Origin of the sequence: Pseudomonas sp. NPDC089743 (genome assembly GCF_044748785.1) — a bacterium.
In the GTDB taxonomy this organism is placed as follows: Bacteria; Pseudomonadota; Gammaproteobacteria; order Pseudomonadales; family Pseudomonadaceae; genus Aquipseudomonas; species Aquipseudomonas putida_X.
Genome location: NZ_JBIVGS010000001.1, coordinates 630,373 through 653,096, shown reverse-complemented (window position 1 = coordinate 653,096; position 22,724 = coordinate 630,373). Strand labels below are relative to the sequence as shown.

Below are 22,724 nucleotides of genomic sequence, written 5' to 3'. Positions count from 1 at the left end.
GTCACGGTGCCTTGCAGCCCCGCCCAATCAGATCGTTGGTTGCCACCCAGTACACCAGGCCTTCCTCGCCCTTGGTATGGAAGGCCAGCACACCATCGCTGTACATCGCACCCGAGGCACTCGGCTCGGCCTTGAGCCGGTAGACCTGGTCGCCGCCGCCAAGGCGCACGTCGACCGAATCCTGTTGTGCATCAGCGAAGCGCCATAGCACTTCGTTCTGGCTGTCACAGACCCAGCGGGTCCAGGTAGCTGCCGGGGCGGGTTGCGCCGGCTGCAGCAGCGAGCATCCTGCCAGTGTCGCCAGGGCCATCAAGGCCATCAGCGCTTTCATTGCATATCCTCTAGATGACCACACAGCGGCCACTTGGTTGCCTGCACCGACGAAGCGCATCGGTTCATGGGCAGCCAGGCGCCTTGCGCTGGTGGTCTTCGTCATACTTTTCCAGGCCTTCCGGGCCCACGCGCTTGCTGATTACCGGCACGGTCTCGGCCTGCCACTCAGACTGGTAGCACCCGCCTTTGGGCGGCTGCGCCGGATCGTTGTCCGAGGGCGGGCTGCTGGAGCATGCGCTCAGCAAACCCGCCAGCAAGATCACAGGCAATTGCTTGACCATCAGGTCGCTCCCTTTGCCAGGCGCCGCCATTGTCAGGCTTTTGCCCGCTCTTCCAGAATCGCCACCGCCGGCAGTACCTTGCCTTCGACGAATTCGAGGAATGCACCGCCACCGGTAGAAATGTAGGAGATCTCGGCGCTGACGCCATATTTGTCGATGGCCGCCAGGGTATCGCCACCACCGGCGATGGAGAATGCGGCGCTTTCGGCGATGGCCTTGGCCAGTACCTGGGTGCCGTTGCCGAACTGGTCGAACTCGAACACACCGACCGGGCCGTTCCACAGGATGGTTTTCGACGATTTCAGCAGTTCGGCGAAGTTGGCCGCAGTCTGTGGCCCGATGTCCAGGATCATGTCGTCAGCAGCCACGTCAGCGATGGCCTTGACGGTGGCCTCGGCGCTCTCGGCAAACGCCTTGGCCACCACCACGTCGACTGGCAGCGGTACGCTGACCTTGGCGGCGATGGCCTTGGCGGTGTCCACCAGGTCAGGCTCATACAGCGACTTGCCCACCGGGTGGCCGGCGGCGGCCAGGAAGGTGTTGGCGATGCCGCCACCCACGATCAACTGGTCGCAAACCGAGCTCAGGCTGTTCAGAACGTCCAGTTTGGTGGACACCTTGGAGCCGGCAACGATGGCGGCCATGGGTTTGGCCGGTGCCTTCAGGGCCTTGCCCAGGGCGTCCAGCTCGGCGGCCAGCAGCGGGCCTGCCGCAGCGACCTTGGCGAACTTGGCCACGCCATGGGTGGAGCCTTCGGCACGGTGAGCGGTACCGAAGGCGTCCATGACGAAAACGTCGCACAGGGCCGCGTACTTCTGCGCCAGTTCGTCGGCGTTCTTCTTCTCACCCTTGTTGAAGCGAACGTTCTCGAACAGCACCAGGTCACCAGCCTTGACCTCGATGCCATCGAGGTAGTCGGCGACCAGCGCAACGTCGCGGCCCAGGGCCTTGCTCAGGTAGTCGGCAACCGGCTTGAGGCTGTTTTCGGCCGAGAACTCACCTTCGGTAGGGCGGCCCAGGTGCGAACAGACCATCACCGCCGCGCCCTTCTCCAAGGCCAGCTTGATGGTCGGCAGCGCAGCCAGGATACGCGCGTCGCTGGTTACCACACCGTCCTTCACAGGCACGTTGAGGTCTTCGCGGATCAGTACGCGTTTACCTTGCAGGTCGAGGTCGGTCATCTTCAACACGGTCATGAATGCAGTCCTTCAGGGCTGTTTGGTGCGGGTTGGGTGGACGACGTGCAGATAATGTTCGGCAACGTCGAGCATACGGTTGGCAAAACCCCATTCGTTGTCGAACCAGGCCAGCAGGTTCACCAGGCGGGGGCCCGAGACGCGTGTCTGGCTGGCATCGACGATCGCCGAATGCGGGTCATGGTTGAAATCACAGCTGGCGTGGGGCAATTCGGTGTAAGCCAGCAAGCCTTTGAGCGGGCCATCCAGCGCCGCCTCGCGCAGCACCCGATTGACTTCAGCGGCAGTGGTGTCACGGCCGGTCTGCAGGGTGATGTCAAGGCACGACACGTTGACGGTCGGCACGCGTACCGCTTTGGCCTGTATTCGCCCGGCAAGTTCCGGCAGCAAGCGCTCGATACCACGCGCCAGACCGGTGGACACCGGGATCACCGACTGGAAAGCCGAGCGCGTGCGGCGCAGATCCTCATGATGGTAGGCGTCGATCACCGGCTGGTCGTTCATCGCCGAGTGAATGGTGGTGATCTGCACGTACTCGATGCCGAACGCCTGGTCCAGCACCCGCAGCAGCGGCACGCCACAGTTGGTGGTACAGGAGGCGTTGGACACAAGCCGCTCGGCGCCGGTCAGGCAAGCCTGGTTGATGCCGTAGACCACCGTTGCATCCACATCGGCCTCGCTGGCCATGGGCTGCGAAAACAGCACCCGCGGCGCACCGGCATCGAGAAAACGCTGACCATCGGCACGAGTGTGATAGGCGCCGGAACACTCCAGCACCAGGTCGATGTCCAGGGCGGCCCAGTCGACGCCCTCGGGGGTGGCGCTGCGCAGGACCTTCACGCAGTCGCCATTGATATGCAGACAGTCGCCGTCGACCTTCACATCGCCGGGGAATCGGCCGTGAGTGGAGTCGAAGCGTGTCAGGTATTCCACGCTGGCCTGGTCGGCCAGGTCGTTCAACGCAACGATGTCGAAGCCAGCCTTTGCCCCACGCTCAAACAGTGCGCGCAGGACACAGCGGCCGATGCGGCCGTAACCGTTGAGTGCAACTTTGAAGGGACGCGGGTGAGGCATGGGTGGGCTCGCTAACGCAGGGTGGCTGTTGGGGCGGCGTTGCGGCCCATCGCGGCACAAGGCCGCTTCTGCAGTGACCTCGCCAGCATCGAGTCTGCGCGGTAACTGTAGAAGCGGCCTTGCATCGCGATGGAGGGCAAGGCCCTCCCCTACACGACCTGGAGGGCGTCACCGCCCTCCGTGGTTACATCAGTCTTCCAGCAGCTCTTCGGCAGTGCCCAGGATATTTTCCAGGGTGAAGCCGAATTCTTCGAACAGTGCGCTGGCCGGAGCCGACTCGCCGTAAGTGGTCATGCCGATGACACGGCCTTCGAGGCCGACGTACTTGTACCAGAAGTCGGCGTGAGCCGCTTCGATGGCGATACGTGCACCCACTTCCAGCGGCAGTACCGACTGCTTGTAGGCCGCATCCTGGGCGTCGAACACGCTGGTGCTCGGCATCGACACGACACGCACCTTGCGGCCCTGCTCGCTCAGCTTGTCGAACGCCTGAACAGCCAGGCCCACTTCCGAGCCGGTGGCGATCAGGATCAGCTCAGGCTCGCCGGCGCAGTCCTTGAGCACGTAACCGCCGCGGGCGATATCGGCGATCTGCTGGGCGTCGCGCGCCTGATGCTGCAGGTTCTGGCGCGAGAAGATCAGCGCCGAAGGGCCGTCCTTGCGCTCCAGGGCGTGCTTCCAGGACACAGCCGACTCGACTGCGTCGGCCGGGCGCCAGGTGTCCAGGTTCGGCGTGCTGCGCAGGCTGGTCAGTTGCTCGATCGGTTGGTGGGTCGGGCCGTCTTCGCCAAGGCCGATGGAGTCGTGGGTGTACACATGGATGACGCGCTGTTTCATCAGGGCGGACATGCGCACAGCGTTGCGGGCGTATTCCATGAACATCAGGAACGTCGCGCCGTAAGGCACCAGGCCGCCGTGCAGGGCGACGCCGTTCATGATCGCGGTCATGCCGAATTCGCGCACGCCGTAGAACACGTAGTTGCCGCTGGCGTCGTTGGCGTCCACACCCTTGCACCCCTTCCACAGGGTCAGGTTGGAGCCGGCGAGGTCGGCCGAGCCGCCAAGGAATTCCGGCAGCAGTGGGCCGAAGGCGTTCAGGGTGTTCTGGCTGGCCTTGCGGCTGGCGATGGTCTCGCCCTTGGCAGCGACTTCAGCGATGTAGGCAGCGGCCTTTTCGGAGAAGTCGGCCGGCAGGTCACCGCTCAGACGGCGCTTGAGTTCGCTGGCCAGCTCCGGGAAGGCGGCGGCATAGGCATCGAAACGCTTGTTCCACTCGGCTTCAGCCTTGGCGCCTGCTTCTTTGGCGTCCCATTCGGCGTAGATGTCGGCAGGAACTTCGAACGGCGCGTGGTTCCAGTTCAGTTCCTTGCGGGCCAGGGCGATTTCGTCGTTGCCCAGCGGAGCACCGTGGCAGTCTTCCTTGCCCTGCTTGTTGGGCGAGCCGAAACCGATGATGGTCTTGCAGCAGATCAGGGTCGGACGGTCGCTCTTGCGCGCAGTCTCGATGGCCGTGCGGATCTCGTCGGCGTCGTGGCCGTTGACGTTGCGGATCACCAGCCAGTTGTAGGCCTCGAAGCGCTTGGGCGTGTCGTCGGTGAACCAGCCTTCCACTTCACCGTCGATGGAGATGCCGTTGTCGTCATAGAAGGCGACCAGCTTGTTCAGGCCCAGGGTGCCGGCCAGCGAGGCGACTTCGTGGGAGATGCCTTCCATCATGCAGCCGTCGCCGAGGAACACGTAGGTGTTGTGGTCGACGATGTTGTGGCCTTCACGGTTGAACTGGGCACCCAGCACTTTCTCAGCCAAGGCAAAGCCCACGGCATTGGCCAAACCCTGACCCAGCGGGCCGGTGGTGGTTTCCACACCCGGGGTGTAGCCGAACTCGGGGTGGCCCGGGGTACGGCTATGCAGCTGACGGAACGACTTGAGGTCGTCAATGGTGACGTCGTAGCCGGTCAGGTGCAGCAACGAATAGATCAGCATCGAGCCGTGGCCGTTGGACAGCACGAAGCGGTCACGGTCGGCGAAGCTCGGGTTGCTCGGGTTGTGCTTCAGATAGTCGCGCCAAAGCACTTCGGCGATATCCGCCATGCCCATGGGGGCACCTGGGTGGCCGCTGTTGGCCTTTTGCACGGCATCCATGCTGAGGGCACGAATGGCGTTGGCACGTTCACGACGGCTGGGCATCGCTTATCTCCTGGGGCTTGAATAGGTGGTGTAACGAAAAAGGCGGCCATTTTCCCCCACTGGGGGGCTGGGGGCAAACATTTAAGCGGCCAGCGGCACGCTTTAATCAGCGAGAGAAAGCGGACCCGAGCGCGCGGGGCTCTATTTCCTGCAGCTCATCGCCAATATCAAAACTTTTTGATATTGGCCTTGCTAGGGCAACGATGCCTGTCTAGACTGCCGCGTCATGAACCTGCGTACGCGACCGATCCCTCAGCGAAGCGACACATTGGCAGCCCTGTGCAAAGCCAGTGGCGACGAACTGCGCCTGAATGTCCTGCGCGCCCTGGCCAGCGATTCGTTCGGCGTCCTGGAGCTGGCACAGATCTTCGACATCGGGCAGTCGGGCATGAGCCACCACCTCAAGGTTCTGGCCCAGGCCGAGCTGGTGGCTACACGCCGCGAAGGCAATGCGATTTTCTACCGCAGGGCCCTGCCCGACAGCCAACGGCTGGGCGGCCGCCTGCATACCGCGCTGCTCGAAGAGGTCGACGACCTGACACTGCCGCTGGACGTGCAGGCGCGCATCGCCCAGGTGCAGCAACGCCGCGCCGCCACCAGCCAGGACTTTTTCCTGCGCGTGGAAGAAAAGTTCCGCGCCCAGCAGGACCTGATCGCCGGCCTGCCGCAGTACCGCGAAAGCCTGCTGGCGCTGCTCGACACACTGAATTTCCAGCCGACGGCCAGCGCGCTGGAAGTCGGCCCCGGCGACGGCGGCTTCCTGCCCGACCTGGCCCGGCGCTTTGCCTGCGTCACAGCCATGGACAACAGCCCGACCATGCTCGAGCTGGCGCGCCAGGTCTGCGAACGCGAACGTCTGGATAATGTAAACCTGCAGTTGGCCGATGCACTGGGTGCAACGGATGTGGAAGCCGACTGCGTTGTGCTGAACATGGTCCTGCACCATTTCAGCGACCCGGCCCTGGCCCTGCGCCTTTTGGCCAAACGGGTGAAGGCAGGCGGCAGCCTGCTGGTCACCGAACTGTGCAGCCATGATCAGGGTTGGGCGCGGGAAGCCTGCGGCGATCTCTGGCTTGGTTTTGAACAGGACGACCTGGCCCGTTGGGCCAACGCTGCCGGGCTGGCCCCGGGGGACAGCCTCTATGTGGGCTTGCGTAACGGTTTCCAGATACAGGTCCGCCATTTTCAGCGGACGGCTGGCGACACACACCATCGGTAAATTTTAGGAACCCGTCGAGATGAGCGAATACTCCCTTTTCACCTCCGAGTCCGTGTCCGAAGGGCATCCGGACAAGATCGCCGACCAGATTTCGGATGCGGTCCTGGATGCCATCATCACCCAGGACAAATACGCCCGCGTGGCGTGTGAAACCCTGGTCAAGACCGGTGTCGCCATCATCGCCGGCGAAGTCACCACGTCGGCCTGGGTCGACCTGGAAGAGCTGGTGCGCAAAGTCATCATCGACATCGGCTACAACAGCTCCGACGTCGGCTTCGACGGCGCTACCTGCGCCGTGATGAACATCATCGGCAAACAGTCGGTGGACATCGCCCAGGGCGTGGACCGCTCCAAGCCGGAAGACCAGGGCGCCGGTGACCAGGGCCTGATGTTCGGCTACGCCAGCAACGAAACCGACGTGCTGATGCCGGCCCCGATCTGCTTCTCGCACCGCCTGGTCGAGCGCCAGGCCGAAGCGCGCAAATCCGGGCTGCTGCCTTGGCTGCGCCCGGACGCCAAGTCCCAGGTCACCTGCCGCTATGAAAACGGTAAGGTAGTGGGCATCGATGCGGTGGTGCTGTCGACCCAGCACAACCCTGAGGTCTCGCAAAAAGACCTGCAGGAAGCCGTGATGGAGCTGATCGTCAAGCACACCCTGCCTGCCGAACTGCTGCACAAGGACACCCAGTACCACATCAACCCGACCGGTAACTTCATCATCGGTGGCCCGGTAGGTGACTGTGGCCTGACCGGCCGCAAGATCATCGTTGACTCCTATGGCGGCATGGCCCGCCACGGTGGTGGCGCGTTCTCCGGCAAGGACCCGTCCAAGGTCGACCGTTCTGCTGCCTACGCCGGCCGTTACGTGGCCAAGAACATCGTCGCCGCCGGCCTGGCCGAACGTTGCGAGATCCAGGTGTCCTACGCCATCGGCGTAGCCCAGCCGACCTCCATCTCGATCAACACCTTCGGTACCGGCAAGGTCTCGGACGACAAGATCATCCAGCTGGTGCGTGAGTGCTTCGACCTGCGCCCGTATGCCATCACCAAGATGCTCGACCTGCTGCATCCGATGTACCAGGAAACCGCTGCCTACGGCCACTTCGGCCGTACCCCGCAGCAGAAGACTGTCGGCGACGACACCTTCACCACCTTCACCTGGGAACGCACCGACCGCGCCCAGTCGCTGCGTGACGCTGCCGGCCTGTAATCAGCCTGCCGCGGTGAATCGAAGCCCTTGCCGAGTGATCGGCAGGGGCTTTTTTGTACCCCAGGACATCGCCCCCCGCGACACATCACCTGACAACTGAACCCGCCGACCCGCGCCCCGCTTGCCTAGCCTGAACACTCCACTCCGCCACGCAAGGATGCTGGCCATGTCACTGTTCCCGCGCCTCGCAGCCCTGTTGCTGCTGTACACGTCCACCGCTCAAGCCGGCCACTGTCCGGACTGGAGTGCCCAGCAAGCCAGAACCGAAATGGCACAACTTCGCGCAACCCTGGCCAACTGGGACGACCATTACCACCGCCAGGGTAAAGCGCTGGTGGCCGATGAGCTCTACGACCAGGCCCGGCACCACCTGCTGCACCTGCAACAGTGCTTTGGCCAGCCATCCACAGGCCCAAGCCCGCTGGCCAGCGCACGCGGCCCCATTGCCCACCCCGTGGCCCACACCGGCGTCGAAAAGCTCCCCGACGAGGCTGCCGTTGCACGCTGGATGGCCGGCAAGAAGGGCGTGTGGGTGCAGCCGAAGGTCGATGGCGTGGCGGTTACACTGGTCTACCGCCAAGGCCGGCTGGTACAGCTGCTCAGCCGTGGTGATGGCCTGCAAGGGCATGACTGGAGCCGCCACATCAAGGACCTGGGCAATATCACTGGGCAATTGCCTGAGCCACGGGACGTCGTACTGCAAGGCGAGTTGTACCTGCGTCTGCAAGCGCACGTGCAAGCTCAAGCAGGCAGCAGCAACGCGCGTGGGACCGTGGCCGGGATGCTGGCGCGCAAGCAGCTTGGCCCTGAACGGGGTGCGAGCGTCGGCCTGTTCGTCTGGGACTGGCCGCACGGGCCGGATAACCAGGGCGAGCGCCTCACACAGCTTGCGGCCTGGGGGTTCACCGACAGTCAGCATTTCAGCACCGCTATCGCCACCCCCGAGGAAGCTAGCCACTGGCGCCTGCACTGGTATCGCTCACCGCTGCCCTTCGCCACCGACGGCGTGATTCTGCGACAGGACTCCCGCCCCCCGGCCGACCGCTGGCAGGCCAACGCCCCCTATTGGATCGCCGCCTGGAAATACCCCTTCGCCCAAGCGCTGGCAGAGGTACGAGAGGTGCGCTTTCTGATCGGCCGCACGGGCAAAGTCACGCCGTTGCTCAGGCTCAAACCGGTCACATTGGATGATCGCCGGATCAGCCAGGTCAGCCTTGGGTCCCTTGCTCGCTGGCAGGCACTCGACATTCGCCCAGGCGATCAGGTTGCGATCAGCCTCGCCGGCCTGACCATTCCACGCTTCGAGCAAGTGGTCCACCGCGCCGTCGAGCGCCAGGCATTGCCTGTACCTGAAGCGCAGCAGTACGGCCCACACAGTTGCTGGCAAGCCAGCGATGGCTGCCACGAGCAGTTCATCGCCCGCCTCGTCTGGCTCACTGGCAAGCAGGGGCTGGCCATGCCAGGCACCGGCAAGGGCACCTGGACGCGGCTGGTGCAGGCAGGGCTGGTGACATCGCTGACGGACTGGTTGACGCTCGATGCCCAGCAACTGCTATCGGTGCCAGGCATCAGCGGGAAAACCGCCGCGCAGCTGCAACGCAGTTTCGACAGCGCTCGCGACAGGCCTTTCGCGCAGTGGCGCAAAGGGTTGGGCGTACCGGCGCCAGGCCAGGTGCCACAGGACGAGAACTGGCAAACGCTGGCCAGCCGGTCTGCCCGCGATTGGCAAGCCCTGCCGGGCATTGGCGCAACACGGGCCAATCAGCTCGCGAACTTTTTCAATCACGAACAGGTACAACGGATAGCCGCTGTACTGGGGGCACGTGGGATCGATGGTTTTGACGGGGCAGCGGACCTTGGTTCGCAATAGTTCATGGGCAAAGCGTACGGGTAATGTTCCCCAATCCCAGCCTGAAAAAACCACCAAGGGTTTAAAAATCGGCAAAACCAAGGCAGGATTTCCCCACTTTTTGCTGCCCCGCCCCGTTCAGGAGGCTTTTTGATGAAGCGTATTTCTACCCTTTTCCTGCTGGTAACGTTCGCTCTGTCGGCTCACGCCGCGCAGCCCACCGAAGAACAAACAGGCCTGACCGGCTGCGCCGCCAAGCGTAAGGCAATCAGCGAACAGATCGAGCAGGCCAAGGCTGACAACAACAGCGAGCAGCAAGCCGGCCTGGAAAAAGCCCTGAGCGAAGTTGACGCGAACTGCACCGAGGCCGGCTTGCGTAAAGAGCGCGAGCAGAAAGTGCTCGAGGCCCGGCACGAGGTCAACCAGCGCACCAAGGACCTGGACAAGGCCATGAAAAAGGGCGACCCGGAGCGCATCAACAAGCGCAAAGACAAACTTGCCGAGGCGAAAAAGGAGTTGCAAGAGGCCGTCGACGATCTGGAGCGTTGACAGCCAGTTTCCAGTCAACTTGGCTTGTAGGACTTTTCTGAAGTTACCCACCGAAGGGTTCACTAGGTATTGGGGAATGGGCACCATTGCAGCGCTTACTGCCATATGCCCCTACAAGGAGGCTCCCATGAAAGTCGTTTCTACCGTAGTCATGCTGGCTGTTCTGGGCTTGAGCGCAGCCGCCGCCCAAGCAGCACAGCCGACGCCTGGCCTGACCGGATGCGCCGCCAAGCGCAGCGCTATCGAAAACCAGCTGCAATATGCCCGGGCGCACAATAACTCGGGTGAGATTCGCGGCCTGGAAAAGGCCCTGCAGGAGAACACCGAGCACTGCACCGATGCAGGCTTGAAAGAAGAGCGTGAACAGAAAGTGCGCAAAGCCGAAGCAGAAGTTCAGGAGCGCGAAGCAGACCTGAAGCAGGCACAGGCGAAAGGCGATTCCAGCAAAATCGCCAAGCGTGAACAGAAACTGGCCGAATCCAAAGCAGAACTCGAAGACGCCAAAGCCGAATTGGCCAAGTGATCCGAGGCTTCAGTGCCGTGCGCCAGCCAGCAGCCTGCAGACCACCGGCTGGCGCATCAATGATTACGGAACTCTGTATGGCACGCCTTGCAGGCTGCCTCGACCTTGTCCATAGGTGCCTTGAGCATCGCCGCATCCAGCGGCTGCTTGCGTGTTACCGCCAGCAACTCGCCCGTCACCCCTTCCAACGCTTGCGCCAAGTCATGAAAGCGCGCCTGGCGCTCCCAGACCTCGGGCCGCGCACTGCTGTCGCCAGCATCCTTCACCTGCGGAAAATGCTGCCATGGCGCATGGGCCAGGCTATCGAGCTTCACCGCACCCGCTGAAAATTTCTCGCCATCGAACGGCAACCGCCCGCGCAGCATGCCCCCCATGTCCTCGCTGGTCTTGAGCATCTGCTTGAAGATCGCCTTGCGCTGCCCCAGGGGTGAGTTAGGATCGACACGGTCGCAGGCTACCAGGGACAGGCTGACCAGCAGGATGGCGGTGAAACATTTGAACATCACGGTCACATTGGCAGCGGAAAGGGCCAACAGTATCCTCGCCTGCCGTGCAAAGACCAATACCCTTACGAACACTATGGGCAGCAACCACCTGCTGCCCTCCAAGGATGCAACCATGAAATCTGCTCTGCGCCATCTCGCCTGGGCGCTGCCGGCCCTGGCCTTGCTGGCCGGCTGCAACGGCGGCGAAACCGCCAAGCCTGAACCCCACGCCGTCGCCACCTACACCCCTGCGGCCTGGGATGACCTGCCCAGCGTCAGCGACAGCGACCTGCTCGCAGGTTTCAACGCCTGGCGCACTGGTTGTGAAAAACTCAAGCGGGACCCGGTATGGGCCGCCACGTGCGAAGCAGCACAGCCCATTGCCCTGGAGGCGACCCAAGTGCGCGCGTTCCTGCAGGCGCAATTGCAGGTCTATGGCCTGCGCTCGGCCGAGAATAATGCCAATGGCTTGATCACCGGTTACTACGAACCGGTCTACCCCGGCAGCCTGACGCGCACCGACGCGGCTCAGGTACCGGTGTACGGCATCCCGGATGACATGATCGTGGTCGACCTGGCCAGCGTTTACCCGGAACTGAAGGGCAAGCGCCTGCGAGGTCGCCTCGATGGCCGCGTGCTCAAGCCCTATGACACCGCTGAAGTGATCTACCGGGACGGCGTCAAGGCACCGGTACTGGCATGGCTGACCGACCCGATGGACCTGCAGTTTCTGCAGATCCAGGGTTCAGGCCGGGTACAGCTGGAAGATGGCAGTCAATTGCGCCTGGGCTACGCCGACCAGAACGGGCACCCGTACCGGCCGATCGGTCGCTGGCTGATCGAGCAAGGCCAATTGAAGAAGGAAGACGTGAGCATGGGCGCCATCCATGCCTGGGCTGAGGCCAATCCGCAGCGGGTGCCTGAATTGCTGGCGAGCAACCCCAGTTATGTGTTCTTCAGCACCCGCCCCGCCAGCAACGAAGGCCCGCGCGGCTCATTGAACGTACCCCTTACCGCGGGCTACAGCGTGGCCATCGATCGCAAGGTCATTCCACTGGGCAGCCTGCTTTGGCTGTCCACCACGCGCCCGGACGGCACACCGGTGGTGCGGCCGGTGGGCGCTCAGGATACGGGTGGCGCGATTACAGGCGAAGTCCGTGCCGATCTATTCTGGGGCACCGGGCCTGAGGCCGGCGAACTGGCAGGGAACATGAAGCAGCAGGGGCAGATATGGATGCTCTGGCCAAAAGGCAAGCCGCTGCCTGACGTGCCTAAAGTCCTTTGACCGATGGCTGCACTGCTCGCGGTTTAGCCGCGAGCAGTGCCGCCGGCTTCAGGCTGAGACAACGAAGAACGACACGATCAGCGCCACCCCGGTGAACCAGACCAGCGAGCGCAATGCCGCCCAGTCGGCCAGATAGCAGATGATGTAGAGCAGCCGGCTGGTGATATACAAGACCCCAAGCACGTCCTGCGTCACCTGCTCGGCATTGCCGACGATATCGGCCACCAGCACCGCCGCAGCAAACGCCGGGAACGCTTCATAGCTGTTCTGCTGCGCGGCATGGGCACGCCGTGGCAGGCCCGACAATGTGTCGAGGAAGGCGCGCGGGTCGTGATTGTCCTTCAAGCCGAAGCGGCCACTGCTGACCTTGGCGATCAAGGCGCAGAGCGGTGGTAGGAACAATGCGATCAGGATGCACCACAGGGCAACGGTCATGGACAGGACTCCTTCAGTCGTCAGGTTAGAGCTTCATCACCAGCATGCCTGCCAGCACCAGCCCGCAAGCTAGGAGTCTCGGGCCGCCAAAAGGTTCTTTCAGGTAGCGCATGCCCAGCAGCACCACCAAGATGACGCTCAGCTCGCGCAAGGCCGCCGCCTCGGCCACCGACCCCAGATGCATGGCCCACAAGACCAGCGCATAGCTGAACAGCACGCAAAAGCCCACGGCCAACCCCAAGCGCCACTGGGTGCGCCAGAACAGCACGAACGGCCCCCGCCGTGCCACACCGGCCAGCAGCGGAAACGGCCAGGCGCTGAGCAGGGTCAGCCATACCAGGTAGTCCCAGGGCTTGCCCCACAACCGCACGGCCTGCCCGTCGAACCAGGTGTAGCAACCGATGCACAGGCCGATCAGCGCCACTACCGGCAGCATCGACCAGGGCAGACGGTCCCCGCCACCTCCCTGCCACAGCAGGCACGCCATGCCACAGGGGATCAGCAATATGCCGATGATCTGCCGTTCGCTGAGCGACTCGCCGGCGAACGCCAGGGTCAGCCCCAGTACCACCAGCGGTGACAAGCCACGCATCAGAGGATAGACCAGCCCCAGATCGCCCACTCGATAAGCCTGAATCAGCAGGAATCGGTACAACTGCTCTGCCAATGCCGAAGCGATAAGCCAAGGCCAGACCTGGGCAGGCGGCAGGTCGACGAAAGCCACTGCGAGCACGGCAAAGGCCAGGGCTACCGAGTCCATGCTGGCGATCACCAGCAAGCGCTCGCCACTGAATTTGATCAGGGTGTTCCAGGTCGCGTGCAGTAAGGCCGCGATCAATACCAGGGAAGTTGCCAGCACGCCTTCAGGTCCTTGTGACGTTATCAGCCTGTGAATATATAGCGTTGATGGGACCGTGGGGTGCGAAGCAGTTCTGTATCGAAAGTGGAACGAATCCAGCCAATCAGGTCGAAAACTGTGTCCCGAGTCCCTCGCCAGGTCATCAAAGAACTGCCCGAGCCATTCGGGTTACGACTTGGAAGCCACTGTTACAGGATTTGGGATGCTTGAATTAGTCGCTGCGTTTATCTGCCTCACCACACTCCTCACCTACGTCAATTACCGCTTTATCGGCCTGCCACCTGCCATCGGCGTGATGGTCACGGCATTGCTGTTCTCTCTGATACTGCAGGGCCTGAGCCTGATCGGCTTCCCTGGCCTTGAAGAACGCGTCGAAGGGCTGATGAACCAGATCGACTTCAATGACCTGTTGATGCACTGGATGCTGGCGTTTCTGCTGTTCGCCGGTGCACTGCACGTCAACCTCACCGATCTGCGCAGCTACCGCTGGCCGATCGGGCTGCTGGCAACGCTCGGCGTACTGATCGCCACCGTGATGATCGGCTTTCTGGCGCACTGGGTGTTTGCGATGTTCGGCTGGCAGGTGCCACTGATCTACTGCCTGCTGTTCGGTGCACTGATCTCGCCCACCGACCCGATCGCGGTGCTGGGGGCCCTGCGCACCGCCAACGCCTCCAAACCACTGAAGACCACCATCGTCGGCGAATCACTGTTCAACGACGGCACCGCCGTGGTGGTGTTCACCGTGCTGCTGGGCATCATCGAATTGGGTGAAACGCCAGGCATGACGGACACGGCGATCCTGTTCGCCCGCGAAGCCATTGGCGGCGCGGTGTTTGGCGGGCTGCTCGGTTACGCCACCTACCGCATGATCAAGAGCGTCGAGCAGTACCAGGTCGAGGTCATGCTGACCCTGGCGTTGGTCATCGGTGGCTCGGCCATGTGCTACGAGCTGCATGTTTCGGCACCGATCGCGATGGTGGTGGCCGGGCTGATCATCGGTAACCTGGGGCGCAACCTGGCGATGAACGACATGACCCGTCGCTACATGGATGGTTTTTGGGAGTTGATCGACGACATGCTCAATGCCCTACTCTTCGCCCTGATCGGCCTGGAGCTGTTGCTGCTGCCGTTCAACTGGCTACACCTGGCGGCTGGCGGTGTGCTGGCGCTGGCGGTGCTGCTGTCGCGGCTGCTGACCGTGGCCCCTGCGATCCTGTTGCTGCGCCGCTGGCGTAGTGTGCCCAAGGGCACCATACGGGTCCTGACCTGGGGCGGCTTGCGTGGGGGGGTATCGGTGGCGCTGGCATTGTCGCTGCCGTTGGGCGAGGAGCGTGACCTGCTGCTTTCGATCACCTACATCGTGGTGCTGTCGTCGATCCTGGTACAAGGTTTGAGCATCGGGCGGGTGGTGCGCAAGGTCAGCGCACAACCCTGAAAACCCGGGCTCGCCGTACAGCCCTTTCGCCGGCAAGCCCCACATGGGTTGCGCCGGCTTTTAGAGGTTGAGCAAGACAGTTGCGGCCACAGGTAAAGCGCAGATCTGCAGACCTGCGCGGTCGCGGTGGGAGCCGGCTTGCCGGCGATGGGCTGCGCAGCAGCCCTAGCACGTCACTCTACGGCGCTGTCCGGAAACTGGTCCTGAACATACTTGATCTCGGTCCGCCCATGGGCCGCCGGCTGGCCATCCTCGCCCAGGTTGACGAAGACCATCTTGTCGACGGTCAGGATGCTCTTGCGGGTGATCTTGTTGCGTACTTCACACTTGAGGGTGATCGAGGTGCGGCCGAACTCGGTGGCAGTGATGCCCAGCTCGATGATGTCGCCCTGGCGCGAGGCACTGACGAAGTTGATCTCCGACATGTACTTGGTCACCACGCGCTGGTTGCCCAATTGGACAATGGCGTAGATCGCCGCCTCTTCGTCGATCCAGCGCAACAGGCTGCCGCCGAACAGCGTGCCGTTGGGGTTGAGGTCTTCGGGCTTTACCCATTTGCGGGTGTGAAAGTTCATCTGTACTCCTGACCTGCTTGGCTAACGTACGGTAATGATGGCAGAGCGGCCCGCGCCGCTCCATTGATCATCGACTATCGTCGCGATTAATCGACAGAAAACCTTGGGCGAAGACTCCCGCCAAGGCTATAATCTGCGCCGATTCACATGGCCACCCGCCGCGGTGCCATGCCCGCCACCTGTCCGAGGGGCGCTGCAGCAGGGTCATCCTGTCAGGCTCGGATGGGGCGTTGTCCGCTCCCGCGGACGCTGAACGCACAACGGCGCCCATTCGCACACTACGAATGGAGGCTCTCATGAGCGCTGTAAACACGCCTGCAGGTTTTACCGATTTCAAAGTCGCAGACATCTCCCTGGCCGCCTGGGGTCGTCGCGAAACCATCATCGCCGAATCGGAAATGCCTGCCCTGATGGGCCTGCGTCGCAAATACCTCGCTGAGCAGCCGCTCAAAGGTGCGAAGATTCTGGGCTGCATCCACATGACCATTCAGACCGCCGTGCTGATCGAAACCCTGGTTGCCCTGGGTGCCGAAGTGCGCTGGTCGTCGTGCAACATCTTCTCCACCCAGGACCAGGCCGCTGCCTCCATCGCTGCCGCCGGCATCCCGGTGTTCGCCTGGAAAGGTGAAACCGAGGAAGAGTACGAGTGGTGCCTGGAGCAGACCATCCTCAAGGATGGCCAGCCATGGGACGCCAACATGATCCTCGACGACGGCGGCGACCTGACCGAGCTGCTGCACAAGAAGTACCCGGCCGTGCTGGACCGCGTCCACGGTGTCACCGAAGAAACCACCACCGGCGTGCACCGCCTGCTGGACATGCTGGCCAAAGGCGAGCTGAAGGTCCCGGCCATCAACGTCAACGACTCGGTCACCAAGAGCAAGAACGACAACAAGTATGGCTGCCGTCACAGCCTGAACGATGCCATCAAGCGCGGTACCGACCACCTGCTGTCGGGCAAGCAGGCCCTGGTCATCGGCTACGGTGACGTGGGCAAGGGTTCTGCGCAGTCGCTGCGCCAGGAAGGCATGATCGTCAAGGTCACCGAAGTTGACCCGATCTGTGCCATGCAGGCATGCATGGACGGCTTCGAGCTGGTCTCGCCGTTCATCGACGGTATCAACGACGGCACCGAAGCCAGCATCGACAAGGCCCTGCTGGGCAAGATCGACCTGATCGTCACCACCACCGGTAACGTCAACGTCTGCGACGCCAACATGCTCAAGGCCCTGAAGAAGCGCGCCGTAGTCTGCAACATCGGCCACTTCGACAACGAGATCGACACCGCCTTCATGCGCAAGCACTGGGCATGGGAAGAGGTCAAACCGCAGGTCCACAAGATCCACCGCACCGGTGCTGGCGACTTCGACCCGCAGAACGATGACTACCTGATCCTGCTGGCCGAAGGCCGCCTGGTGAACCTGGGCAATGCCACCGGCCACCCAAGCCGCATCATGGACGGTTCGTTCGCCAACCAGGTACTGGCCCAGATCTTCCTGTTCGAGCAGAAGTTCGCTGACCTGTCGGCCGAGAAGAAAGCTGAGCGCCTGACCGTTGAAGTGCTGCCCAAGAAGCTCGACGAAGAAGTGGCCCTGGAAATGGTCCGCGGCTTCGGCGGCGTGGTCACCAAGCTGACCCAGCAGCAGGCCGACTACATCGGCGTGACTGTCGAAGGCCCGTTCAAGCCGCACGCTTACCGCTACTAAGCGGCAAGCTTGAAGCTGCAAGCGGCAAGAAAAGGCAGACAGTGCCATTGCCGCTTGCAGCTCCAGCACCCACGATCTTGAACGATGCCAAGCCAGATCGGCCATCACCGATCTGGCTTTTACTTGCAGCTTGCCGCTAGCAGCTTGCTGCTTGAGGAACGAGTGATGTCACAAGAACGCCGCTACAGTTTCGAATTTTTCCCGACCAAGACCGATGCCGGTCATGAAAAGCTGATGGGCGTCGCCCGCCAACTGGCCACCTACAATCCGGACTTCTTCTCCTGCACCTACGGTGCCGGGGGCTCGACGCGCGACCGCACGCTGAACACCGTGCTGCAGCTGGAGAACGAAGTGAAGGTGCCTGCCGCACCGCATCTGTCGTGCGTCGGCGATACCAAAGACGAGCTGCGCGCCCTGCTGGCCGAATACAAGACGGCAGGCATCAAGCGTATCGTCGCCCTGCGTGGTGACCTGCCCTCTGGCATGGGCATGGCCAGCGGCGAGCTGCGCTACGCCAGCGACCTCGTCGAGTTCATCCGCCAGGAAACCGGTGATCACTTCCACCTGGAAGTGGCTGCCTATCCGGAAATGCACCCACAGGCACGCCACTTCGAAGCCGACCTTGCCAACTTCGTCCACAAGGTCAAGGCCGGTGCCGACAGCGCCATCACCCAGTACTTCTTCAATGCCGACAGCTATTTCTACTTTGTCGAGCGCGCACAGAAGCTGGGCGTGGATATTCCGGTAGTGCCCGGCATCATGCCGATCACCAACTACAGCAAGCTGGCGCGTTTCTCTGACGCCTGCGGCGCTGAAATCCCGCGCTGGATCCGCAAACAGCTGGAAGCCTATGCCGACGATGCCGCCAGCATTCAGGCCTTCGGTGAAGAAGTCATCAGCCACATGTGCGAACAACTGCTGCAAGGCGGTGCACCGGGCCTGCATTTCTACACCCTGAACCAGGCAGAGCCGAGCCTGGCGATCTGGAACAACCTGAAGCTGCCTCGCTGAAATTTTTTGGCAAGATCTCGTTCAGAAATGCTTAAGGCTCTAGTCATAGACTAAAGCCTTAACTTTTTCTGGTTCCATCGAGTCTTGCCAGCCATGCAACCTCTCACGCCCTCGCGCCCTCAGCTGGTCTATCTGGCCTTCGGCCCTGCCACCTATCACCAGGAAGCCTGCTTCAGCATCGTCAGCGCACTGGCCCACCTGGGCACGTCCGCAGGCCAAGCCATGGACATCCAGGTCTATACCGATAATCCGCAGCCCTATGCCCAGCTGCCGGTCACGGTCCATCTGCTCGATGAGGCAACCCGCAAGGCCTGGAACGAACCTCACGGGTACCATTTCCGCAGCAAGCACGTCGTGTTGCGCCAGGTACTCCAGCAACATCCGCGGGCCGTCCTGATCGACACCGACACATTTTTCCGCAAGTCGCCGCTGACACTGTTCCAGCGGGTCAAACCCGGCAGCCTGCTGTGCAACGCGATCGGCGGGCGCTACGGCGAAAACCGCACGTGCCTGCTCTACCAGAACCTGCAGCCCCTCCTTCAAGCGCGTGGCTTGGCAGACTGCCAGATGCCTATGGTCAACTCCGGCGTGATTGGCCTGGCCGCCGAAGATGCGGGGATCCTGGACCACTCGATTGCGATGATGGACGAATTCCACCCCCTGGCTCCCACGGCCTATACGCTGGAAGAGTTCTGCCTGGCGGTTGCTGCCTACCGCACGTTGGCGCTGGCTGAATGCACCGATGTAATCCACCACTACTGGAGCCGCAAAGCCCAGTTCCGGGCCAAGATCCAGGCTTGGCTGCGCAAGCACGAAGCCCAGCCACTGAGCGCTGCCGCCTTGGCCGACGTGCTGTTGGTGAACGACCAGCTGCCGCGCCCGCCAACCTTGCAACGCCTGGGTTACAAGGCCATGAGCTTGACCCTGCCCAGCCGCGAACGCCAGTTTGCCCGCGAATTGTTGTATGGCAGCTACGCCTACCCCAACGAATTCGACCGCGCCTGTGCGCCTGCCTGGTGGGACAAGGCACTGCAGAATCTCAACGACCGCTATGGGCCGATGGAGCCGGAACAGTTACGCCAATGCCTGCGTCATCCATGCCTGCGCCTCTCGCTCGGAGCCCAGCGCAAGGACATCGAAGCGTATCTGCTGCAGTCCACAAAGCTGTGAGCGCGCGGCACCCGCGAAGGTGCTGTCTCAGCGCCTGCAACTGGCCTTACCAGAGCCGAGCGCGTAATCTCGCGTTATGCCGTTCATCGTCCGTTTCTACTGCATCCTGCTGCTCGCCTGCCTGAGCCCCATGGCGCAGGCCGAACGCCTGCGCCTGGTTACCGACGACTGGGCACCTTATGTGTACCAGCACAACGGCCAGCCCCAAGGCATAGATTACGAAGTGACCACTGAAGTGTTCCGGCGCCTGGGTATCGAGCTGGAGTGGGAGTTCATGCCCTGGAAGCGATGCCTGAGCATGATCGAACATGGCCAGGCCGATGGGGTCATGGACATCTTCAAAGTGGACTCGCGCCAGGCCTACATGGTCTACCCGCTGGAGCCCATGTCGGATGTCGAATTCGTGCTGTATCAATCCAGCCATCGTCGCCATACCGTCAACCAAATGAGCGACCTCACCGACCTGACGGTCGGCACCTCACCGGGCTATGCCTATGGCGCGCAGTTCAACGACGCATCAGGCTTTCGCCGTGAAGCGGCGCCAAGCCACGAAGCCAATTTTGGCAAGCTGGTGCTCGGGCGCATCGATCTGTTGATCACCGATCGCCTGGTCGGGCGCTACCTGCGCCGCCATCTCGGCCTCGAGCAGCAGGTAGAAGAACTGCCACTGGTCATCAGCCGTCAAGCGCAATACCTGGGGCTGGCGCGCAAGCCTGGCCGCGATGCCTTGGCACTGGCGTTTTCCGAAGAGCTGCGGCGCTTCAAGGAGGAGCCCGCCTACCTAGCGATAATCGAACGCTATATCGGCAGCACCGGCCACCTTCCTCACACCGTTGAGCAGCAGGAAAGCAGCACACAGCGATAGCTCTGTTATACTCGGGCCTTCCCGCCCGGCTCACGCCCGGACGCTCGGCCTCGCAACAGGCATCCCGATCGGCACCGACGCAGCTTGCGTCCTCACGCCGTTTTCCGGATGCGCAGTGAAAGCCCAGCTGGACCGGACGCGATCGCATCCCACCGATGCCCGTCGCGCCAGGCAGAATATCCCTACGGGCCCAGCCCCCACAGAACAGGATTGCCCATGTCCTTTGCTTCCCTCGGTCTCTCCGAGGCACTCGTCCGCGCTATCGAGGCTGCGGGCTATACCCAGCCGACTCCGGTGCAACAGCGGGCGATTCCCGCCGTGTTGCAAGGCCGCGACCTGATGGTCGCCGCACAGACAGGTACAGGTAAAACCGGCGGTTTCGCCCTGCCGATCCTTGAGCGCCTGTTTCCGGCAGGTCACCCGGACAAATCACAGCGCCATGGCCCTCGCCAACCGCGCGTGCTGGTCCTGACCCCGACCCGCGAACTGGCGGCTCAGGTTCACGACAGCTTCAAGGTTTACGCTCGCGACCTGCCACTGGTCAGTGCCTGCATTTTCGGCGGCGTTGGCATGAACCCTCAGATCCAGGCCATCGCCAAGGGTGTCGATGTGCTGGTGGCCTGCCCGGGCCGCCTGCTGGACCTGGCAGGCCAAGGCCGCGTCGACCTGGCCCACGTGGAAATCCTGGTCCTCGACGAAGCCGACCGCATGCTCGACATGGGCTTCATCCACGACGTCAAGAAGGTCCTTGCCCGCCTGCCGAGCAAGCGGCAGAACCTGCTGTTCTCGGCGACGTTCTCCAAAGACATCACTGACCTGGCCGACAAGCTCCTGCACAACCCGGAGCGCATCGAGGTCACCCCGCCGAACACGACCGTCGAGCGTATCGAACAGCGGGTCTACCGCCTGCCCGCCAGCCACAAGCGCGCGCTGCTGGCCCACCTGATCACGCTCGGCGCCTGGGAGCAGGTGCTGGTGTTCACCCGTACCAAGCACGGTGCCAACCGCCTGGCCGAGTACCTGGAAAAGCACGGCCTGAGCGCCGCCGCCATCCACGGCAACAAGAGCCAGAACGCTCGGACCAAGGCCCTGGCCGACTTCAAGGCCAACACCGTACGCGTACTGGTCGCCACCGACATCGCCGCCCGTGGCCTGGACATCGACCAGCTGCCACATGTGGTCAACTTCGAGCTGCCCAATGTCGAGGAAGACTACGTTCACCGTATCGGCCGCACCGGCCGTGCCGGCCGCTCGGGCGAGGCTATCTCCCTGGTCGCGCCGGATGAAGAAAAGCTGCTCAAGAGCATTGAGCGCGTTACCCGGCAGAAAATCGCTGATGGCGACCTGATGGGCTTTGACTCAAGCCAGGTAGAAGCCGAGAAACCTGAGGTGCGTGAACGGCCGCAGAACAACGGTCGCGGCGGCCGTAACCAGCAGGCCCGTGGTGACGGTGGCAAAGACGGCAGCAGCGGTCGCAAGGACAAGGGCAAGGATAAAGGCAAGGCCAAGCAGCCGGCTGCCGACAAGTCTGCCGACAAGGAGAAGTCCGCCGACAAGCAACAGCCGCGCAAGCCGCGCGACAAGAAGCCGCGCCAACAGCAGGCCAGCCAGAACAGTGTGCCGAAAGTACCGGCCGACCGTGCTCCGGATGAATTCCTGGACGACGAAATCGACAATTTCGGTAACCGTGCCGACTACGTCAGCCCGTACCAGAATGCCAAGAATCAGGGCCGCAACCGTCGCCCTGGTGCTGGTGCCGGAGCGGGTCAGGCCCAGGCCAACCCTGGGCGCAGCAACAGTGGTGGTGGCCAAGGGCGTAACGGCAGCCAGCCGCGCAGCGCCAGTGGTGAGAAACGCCCACCGCGCAATAACAAGGGTGGTGAGGCGCGCCGCGACAGCAAAGGTGCTGGCCGCAACCGTTCGAGCGGCCGTGACGACGCATCCCGTCAGGAACCTGCCGTACGTAGCTCGCGAGAGCCGCAAAACCAGCCTGTGATCATCCGCAAGGAGTCCAAGCTCGACCGTTTCCCAACGCCTGAGCAACTGGACGACCTGCCAAGCCGCCCACGTGGTGAGCGGCCTGCGTTGTTGACCCGCAAAGGCGGCTAACGCTGCTGGCAAATAACAACGCCGCGCCATGGAGCGAATGCTGTTCACTTGAGCATTTGAGTCCAAGCCGGGGTTTCTAGAGAATCCGATACCAGCCACCTGGTATCGGATTTTTTATGCCCATTGAGCAGCAGTCGCTCGACCTCGGCGATCTCTTCAACTTCTCCGACCTCAGCACTTTCACCCAGAATATTCCTGTGGGTGGGTTGCCAGTGCCTCAACCTCTCGGCGCAAGCCACCATCCAGCGGCGGCGCCTGCCAAGCGAGCACTGGGAGGTGCGGGAGCCACGGCGTGTTTCATGGGGCCATCGCAGGCAGGATGACCAGGCATAGGGTAGGCAGACGCAGGGAACGGAAAACCTGGG

21 protein-coding genes, 1 pseudogene and 1 riboswitch are annotated in these 22,724 nt (G+C 62.6%); of the genes and pseudogenes, 13 read left to right on the top strand and 9 right to left on the bottom strand.

What is annotated here, in order from left to right; all coding sequences use genetic code 11:
- Position 1: 1 nt before the first annotated feature.
- From ACIPZC_RS03045 to tkt, 5 genes are all read right to left on the bottom strand, one after another.
- Positions 2–331, bottom strand: a complete 330-nt coding sequence (locus tag ACIPZC_RS03045) for an MliC family protein (RefSeq protein WP_241804038.1) — start codon at positions 329–331, stop codon at positions 2–4.
- A gap of 64 nt (positions 332–395) precedes the next feature.
- Entirely contained in the window at positions 396–614 is a 219-nt protein-coding gene (locus ACIPZC_RS03040) for a hypothetical protein (protein ID WP_241804039.1), read from the bottom strand.
- A 32-nt stretch (positions 615–646) separates the two neighbouring features.
- On the bottom strand, positions 647–1,810 hold the full coding sequence (locus tag ACIPZC_RS03035; protein ID WP_241804040.1) for a phosphoglycerate kinase: 1,164 nt from the start codon (positions 1,808–1,810) through the stop codon (positions 647–649).
- Between the two features lie 12 nt (positions 1,811–1,822).
- Entirely contained in the window at positions 1,823–2,884 is a 1,062-nt protein-coding gene (gene epd / locus ACIPZC_RS03030) for an erythrose-4-phosphate dehydrogenase (protein WP_241804041.1), read from the bottom strand.
- Positions 2,885–3,073: 189 nt separating this feature from the next.
- Positions 3,074–5,071, bottom strand: coding sequence for a transketolase (tkt, locus tag ACIPZC_RS03025; protein WP_267820551.1), 1,998 nt, complete (start codon positions 5,069–5,071; stop codon positions 3,074–3,076).
- 226 nt (positions 5,072–5,297) lie between these two features.
- Here tkt and ACIPZC_RS03020 point away from each other — a divergent pair, with 226 nt between their 5' ends.
- The 5 genes from ACIPZC_RS03020 to ACIPZC_RS03000 all read left to right on the top strand — a co-directional run bounded on the left by ACIPZC_RS03020 (position 5,298) and on the right by ACIPZC_RS03000 (position 10,421).
- Positions 5,298–6,290: a metalloregulator ArsR/SmtB family transcription factor gene (locus ACIPZC_RS03020; protein ID WP_241804043.1), complete on the top strand. Its 993-nt coding sequence runs from the start codon at positions 5,298–5,300 to the stop codon at positions 6,288–6,290.
- A gap of 19 nt (positions 6,291–6,309) precedes the next feature.
- Positions 6,310–7,500, top strand: coding sequence for a methionine adenosyltransferase (metK, locus tag ACIPZC_RS03015; RefSeq protein ID WP_012312441.1), 1,191 nt, complete (start codon positions 6,310–6,312; stop codon positions 7,498–7,500).
- Positions 7,501–7,666: 166 nt separating this feature from the next.
- On the top strand, positions 7,667–9,370 hold the full coding sequence (ligB, locus tag ACIPZC_RS03010; RefSeq protein WP_400624728.1) for an NAD-dependent DNA ligase LigB: 1,704 nt from the start codon (positions 7,667–7,669) through the stop codon (positions 9,368–9,370).
- A gap of 132 nt (positions 9,371–9,502) precedes the next feature.
- Positions 9,503–9,898: a DUF1090 domain-containing protein gene (locus tag ACIPZC_RS03005; protein WP_241804045.1), complete on the top strand. Its 396-nt coding sequence runs from the start codon at positions 9,503–9,505 to the stop codon at positions 9,896–9,898.
- A gap of 127 nt (positions 9,899–10,025) precedes the next feature.
- Positions 10,026–10,421 carry a DUF1090 domain-containing protein gene (locus ACIPZC_RS03000; RefSeq protein ID WP_400624726.1) on the top strand — a complete coding sequence of 132 codons (396 nt, stop codon included), beginning with the start codon at positions 10,026–10,028 and terminating at the stop codon, positions 10,419–10,421.
- 56 nt (positions 10,422–10,477) lie between these two features.
- On the opposite strand, the gene ACIPZC_RS02995 is transcribed toward ACIPZC_RS03000, so the two are convergent.
- Positions 10,478–10,924: a cytochrome c gene (locus tag ACIPZC_RS02995; RefSeq protein WP_241804047.1), complete on the bottom strand. Its 447-nt coding sequence runs from the start codon at positions 10,922–10,924 to the stop codon at positions 10,478–10,480.
- Between the two features lie 115 nt (positions 10,925–11,039).
- Between ACIPZC_RS02995 and ACIPZC_RS02990 the strand changes: the two genes are divergently transcribed.
- Entirely contained in the window at positions 11,040–12,191 is a 1,152-nt protein-coding gene (locus ACIPZC_RS02990) for a murein transglycosylase A (RefSeq protein ID WP_241804048.1), read from the top strand.
- Between the two features lie 48 nt (positions 12,192–12,239).
- Here the strand turns inward: ACIPZC_RS02990 and ACIPZC_RS02985 are convergent, their stop codons facing one another.
- A complete protein-coding gene (locus tag ACIPZC_RS02985) occupies positions 12,240–12,626 on the bottom strand; it encodes an MAPEG family protein (RefSeq protein ID WP_241804049.1) in 387 nt (128 codons plus the stop codon).
- A gap of 25 nt (positions 12,627–12,651) precedes the next feature.
- Complete coding sequence (locus tag ACIPZC_RS02980; RefSeq protein ID WP_267820538.1) at positions 12,652–13,485, bottom strand: EamA family transporter; 834 nt, start codon at positions 13,483–13,485, stop codon at positions 12,652–12,654.
- Positions 13,486–13,687: 202 nt separating this feature from the next.
- Here ACIPZC_RS02980 and ACIPZC_RS02975 point away from each other — a divergent pair, with 202 nt between their 5' ends.
- Positions 13,688–14,923 carry a sodium:proton antiporter gene (locus tag ACIPZC_RS02975; RefSeq protein WP_267820536.1) on the top strand — a complete coding sequence of 412 codons (1,236 nt, stop codon included), beginning with the start codon at positions 13,688–13,690 and terminating at the stop codon, positions 14,921–14,923.
- Positions 14,924–15,096: 173 nt separating this feature from the next.
- Here the strand turns inward: ACIPZC_RS02975 and ACIPZC_RS02970 are convergent, their stop codons facing one another.
- Positions 15,097–15,498 (bottom strand): acyl-CoA thioesterase, encoded by a 402-nt coding sequence (locus ACIPZC_RS02970; RefSeq protein WP_012312432.1) that lies wholly within the window; start codon positions 15,496–15,498, stop codon positions 15,097–15,099.
- 179 nt (positions 15,499–15,677) lie between these two features.
- Positions 15,678–15,774: riboswitch (S-adenosyl-L-homocysteine riboswitch) on the top strand.
- A 20-nt stretch (positions 15,775–15,794) separates the two neighbouring features.
- Here ACIPZC_RS02970 and ahcY point away from each other — a divergent pair.
- From ahcY to ACIPZC_RS02940, 6 genes and pseudogenes are all read left to right on the top strand, one after another.
- Complete coding sequence (gene ahcY / locus ACIPZC_RS02965; protein ID WP_046785039.1) at positions 15,795–17,204, top strand: adenosylhomocysteinase; 1,410 nt, start codon at positions 15,795–15,797, stop codon at positions 17,202–17,204.
- Positions 17,205–17,369: 165 nt separating this feature from the next.
- A complete protein-coding gene (metF, locus tag ACIPZC_RS02960; RefSeq protein ID WP_241804052.1) occupies positions 17,370–18,215 on the top strand; it encodes a methylenetetrahydrofolate reductase [NAD(P)H] in 846 nt (281 codons plus the stop codon).
- A 93-nt stretch (positions 18,216–18,308) separates the two neighbouring features.
- Positions 18,309–19,385, top strand: a complete 1,077-nt coding sequence (locus tag ACIPZC_RS02955; protein WP_400624721.1) for a hypothetical protein — start codon at positions 18,309–18,311, stop codon at positions 19,383–19,385.
- A gap of 76 nt (positions 19,386–19,461) precedes the next feature.
- Positions 19,462–20,250 (top strand): ABC transporter substrate-binding protein, encoded by a 789-nt coding sequence (locus ACIPZC_RS02950; RefSeq protein WP_267820528.1) that lies wholly within the window; start codon positions 19,462–19,464, stop codon positions 20,248–20,250.
- 216 nt (positions 20,251–20,466) lie between these two features.
- Positions 20,467–22,359, top strand: a complete 1,893-nt coding sequence (locus ACIPZC_RS02945) for a DEAD/DEAH box helicase (protein WP_400624719.1) — start codon at positions 20,467–20,469, stop codon at positions 22,357–22,359.
- Positions 22,360–22,481: 122 nt separating this feature from the next.
- A pseudogene (locus ACIPZC_RS02940) lies at positions 22,482–22,626 on the top strand (IS4 family transposase); the annotation flags it as partial.
- Between the last annotated feature and the right edge of the window lie 98 nt (positions 22,627–22,724).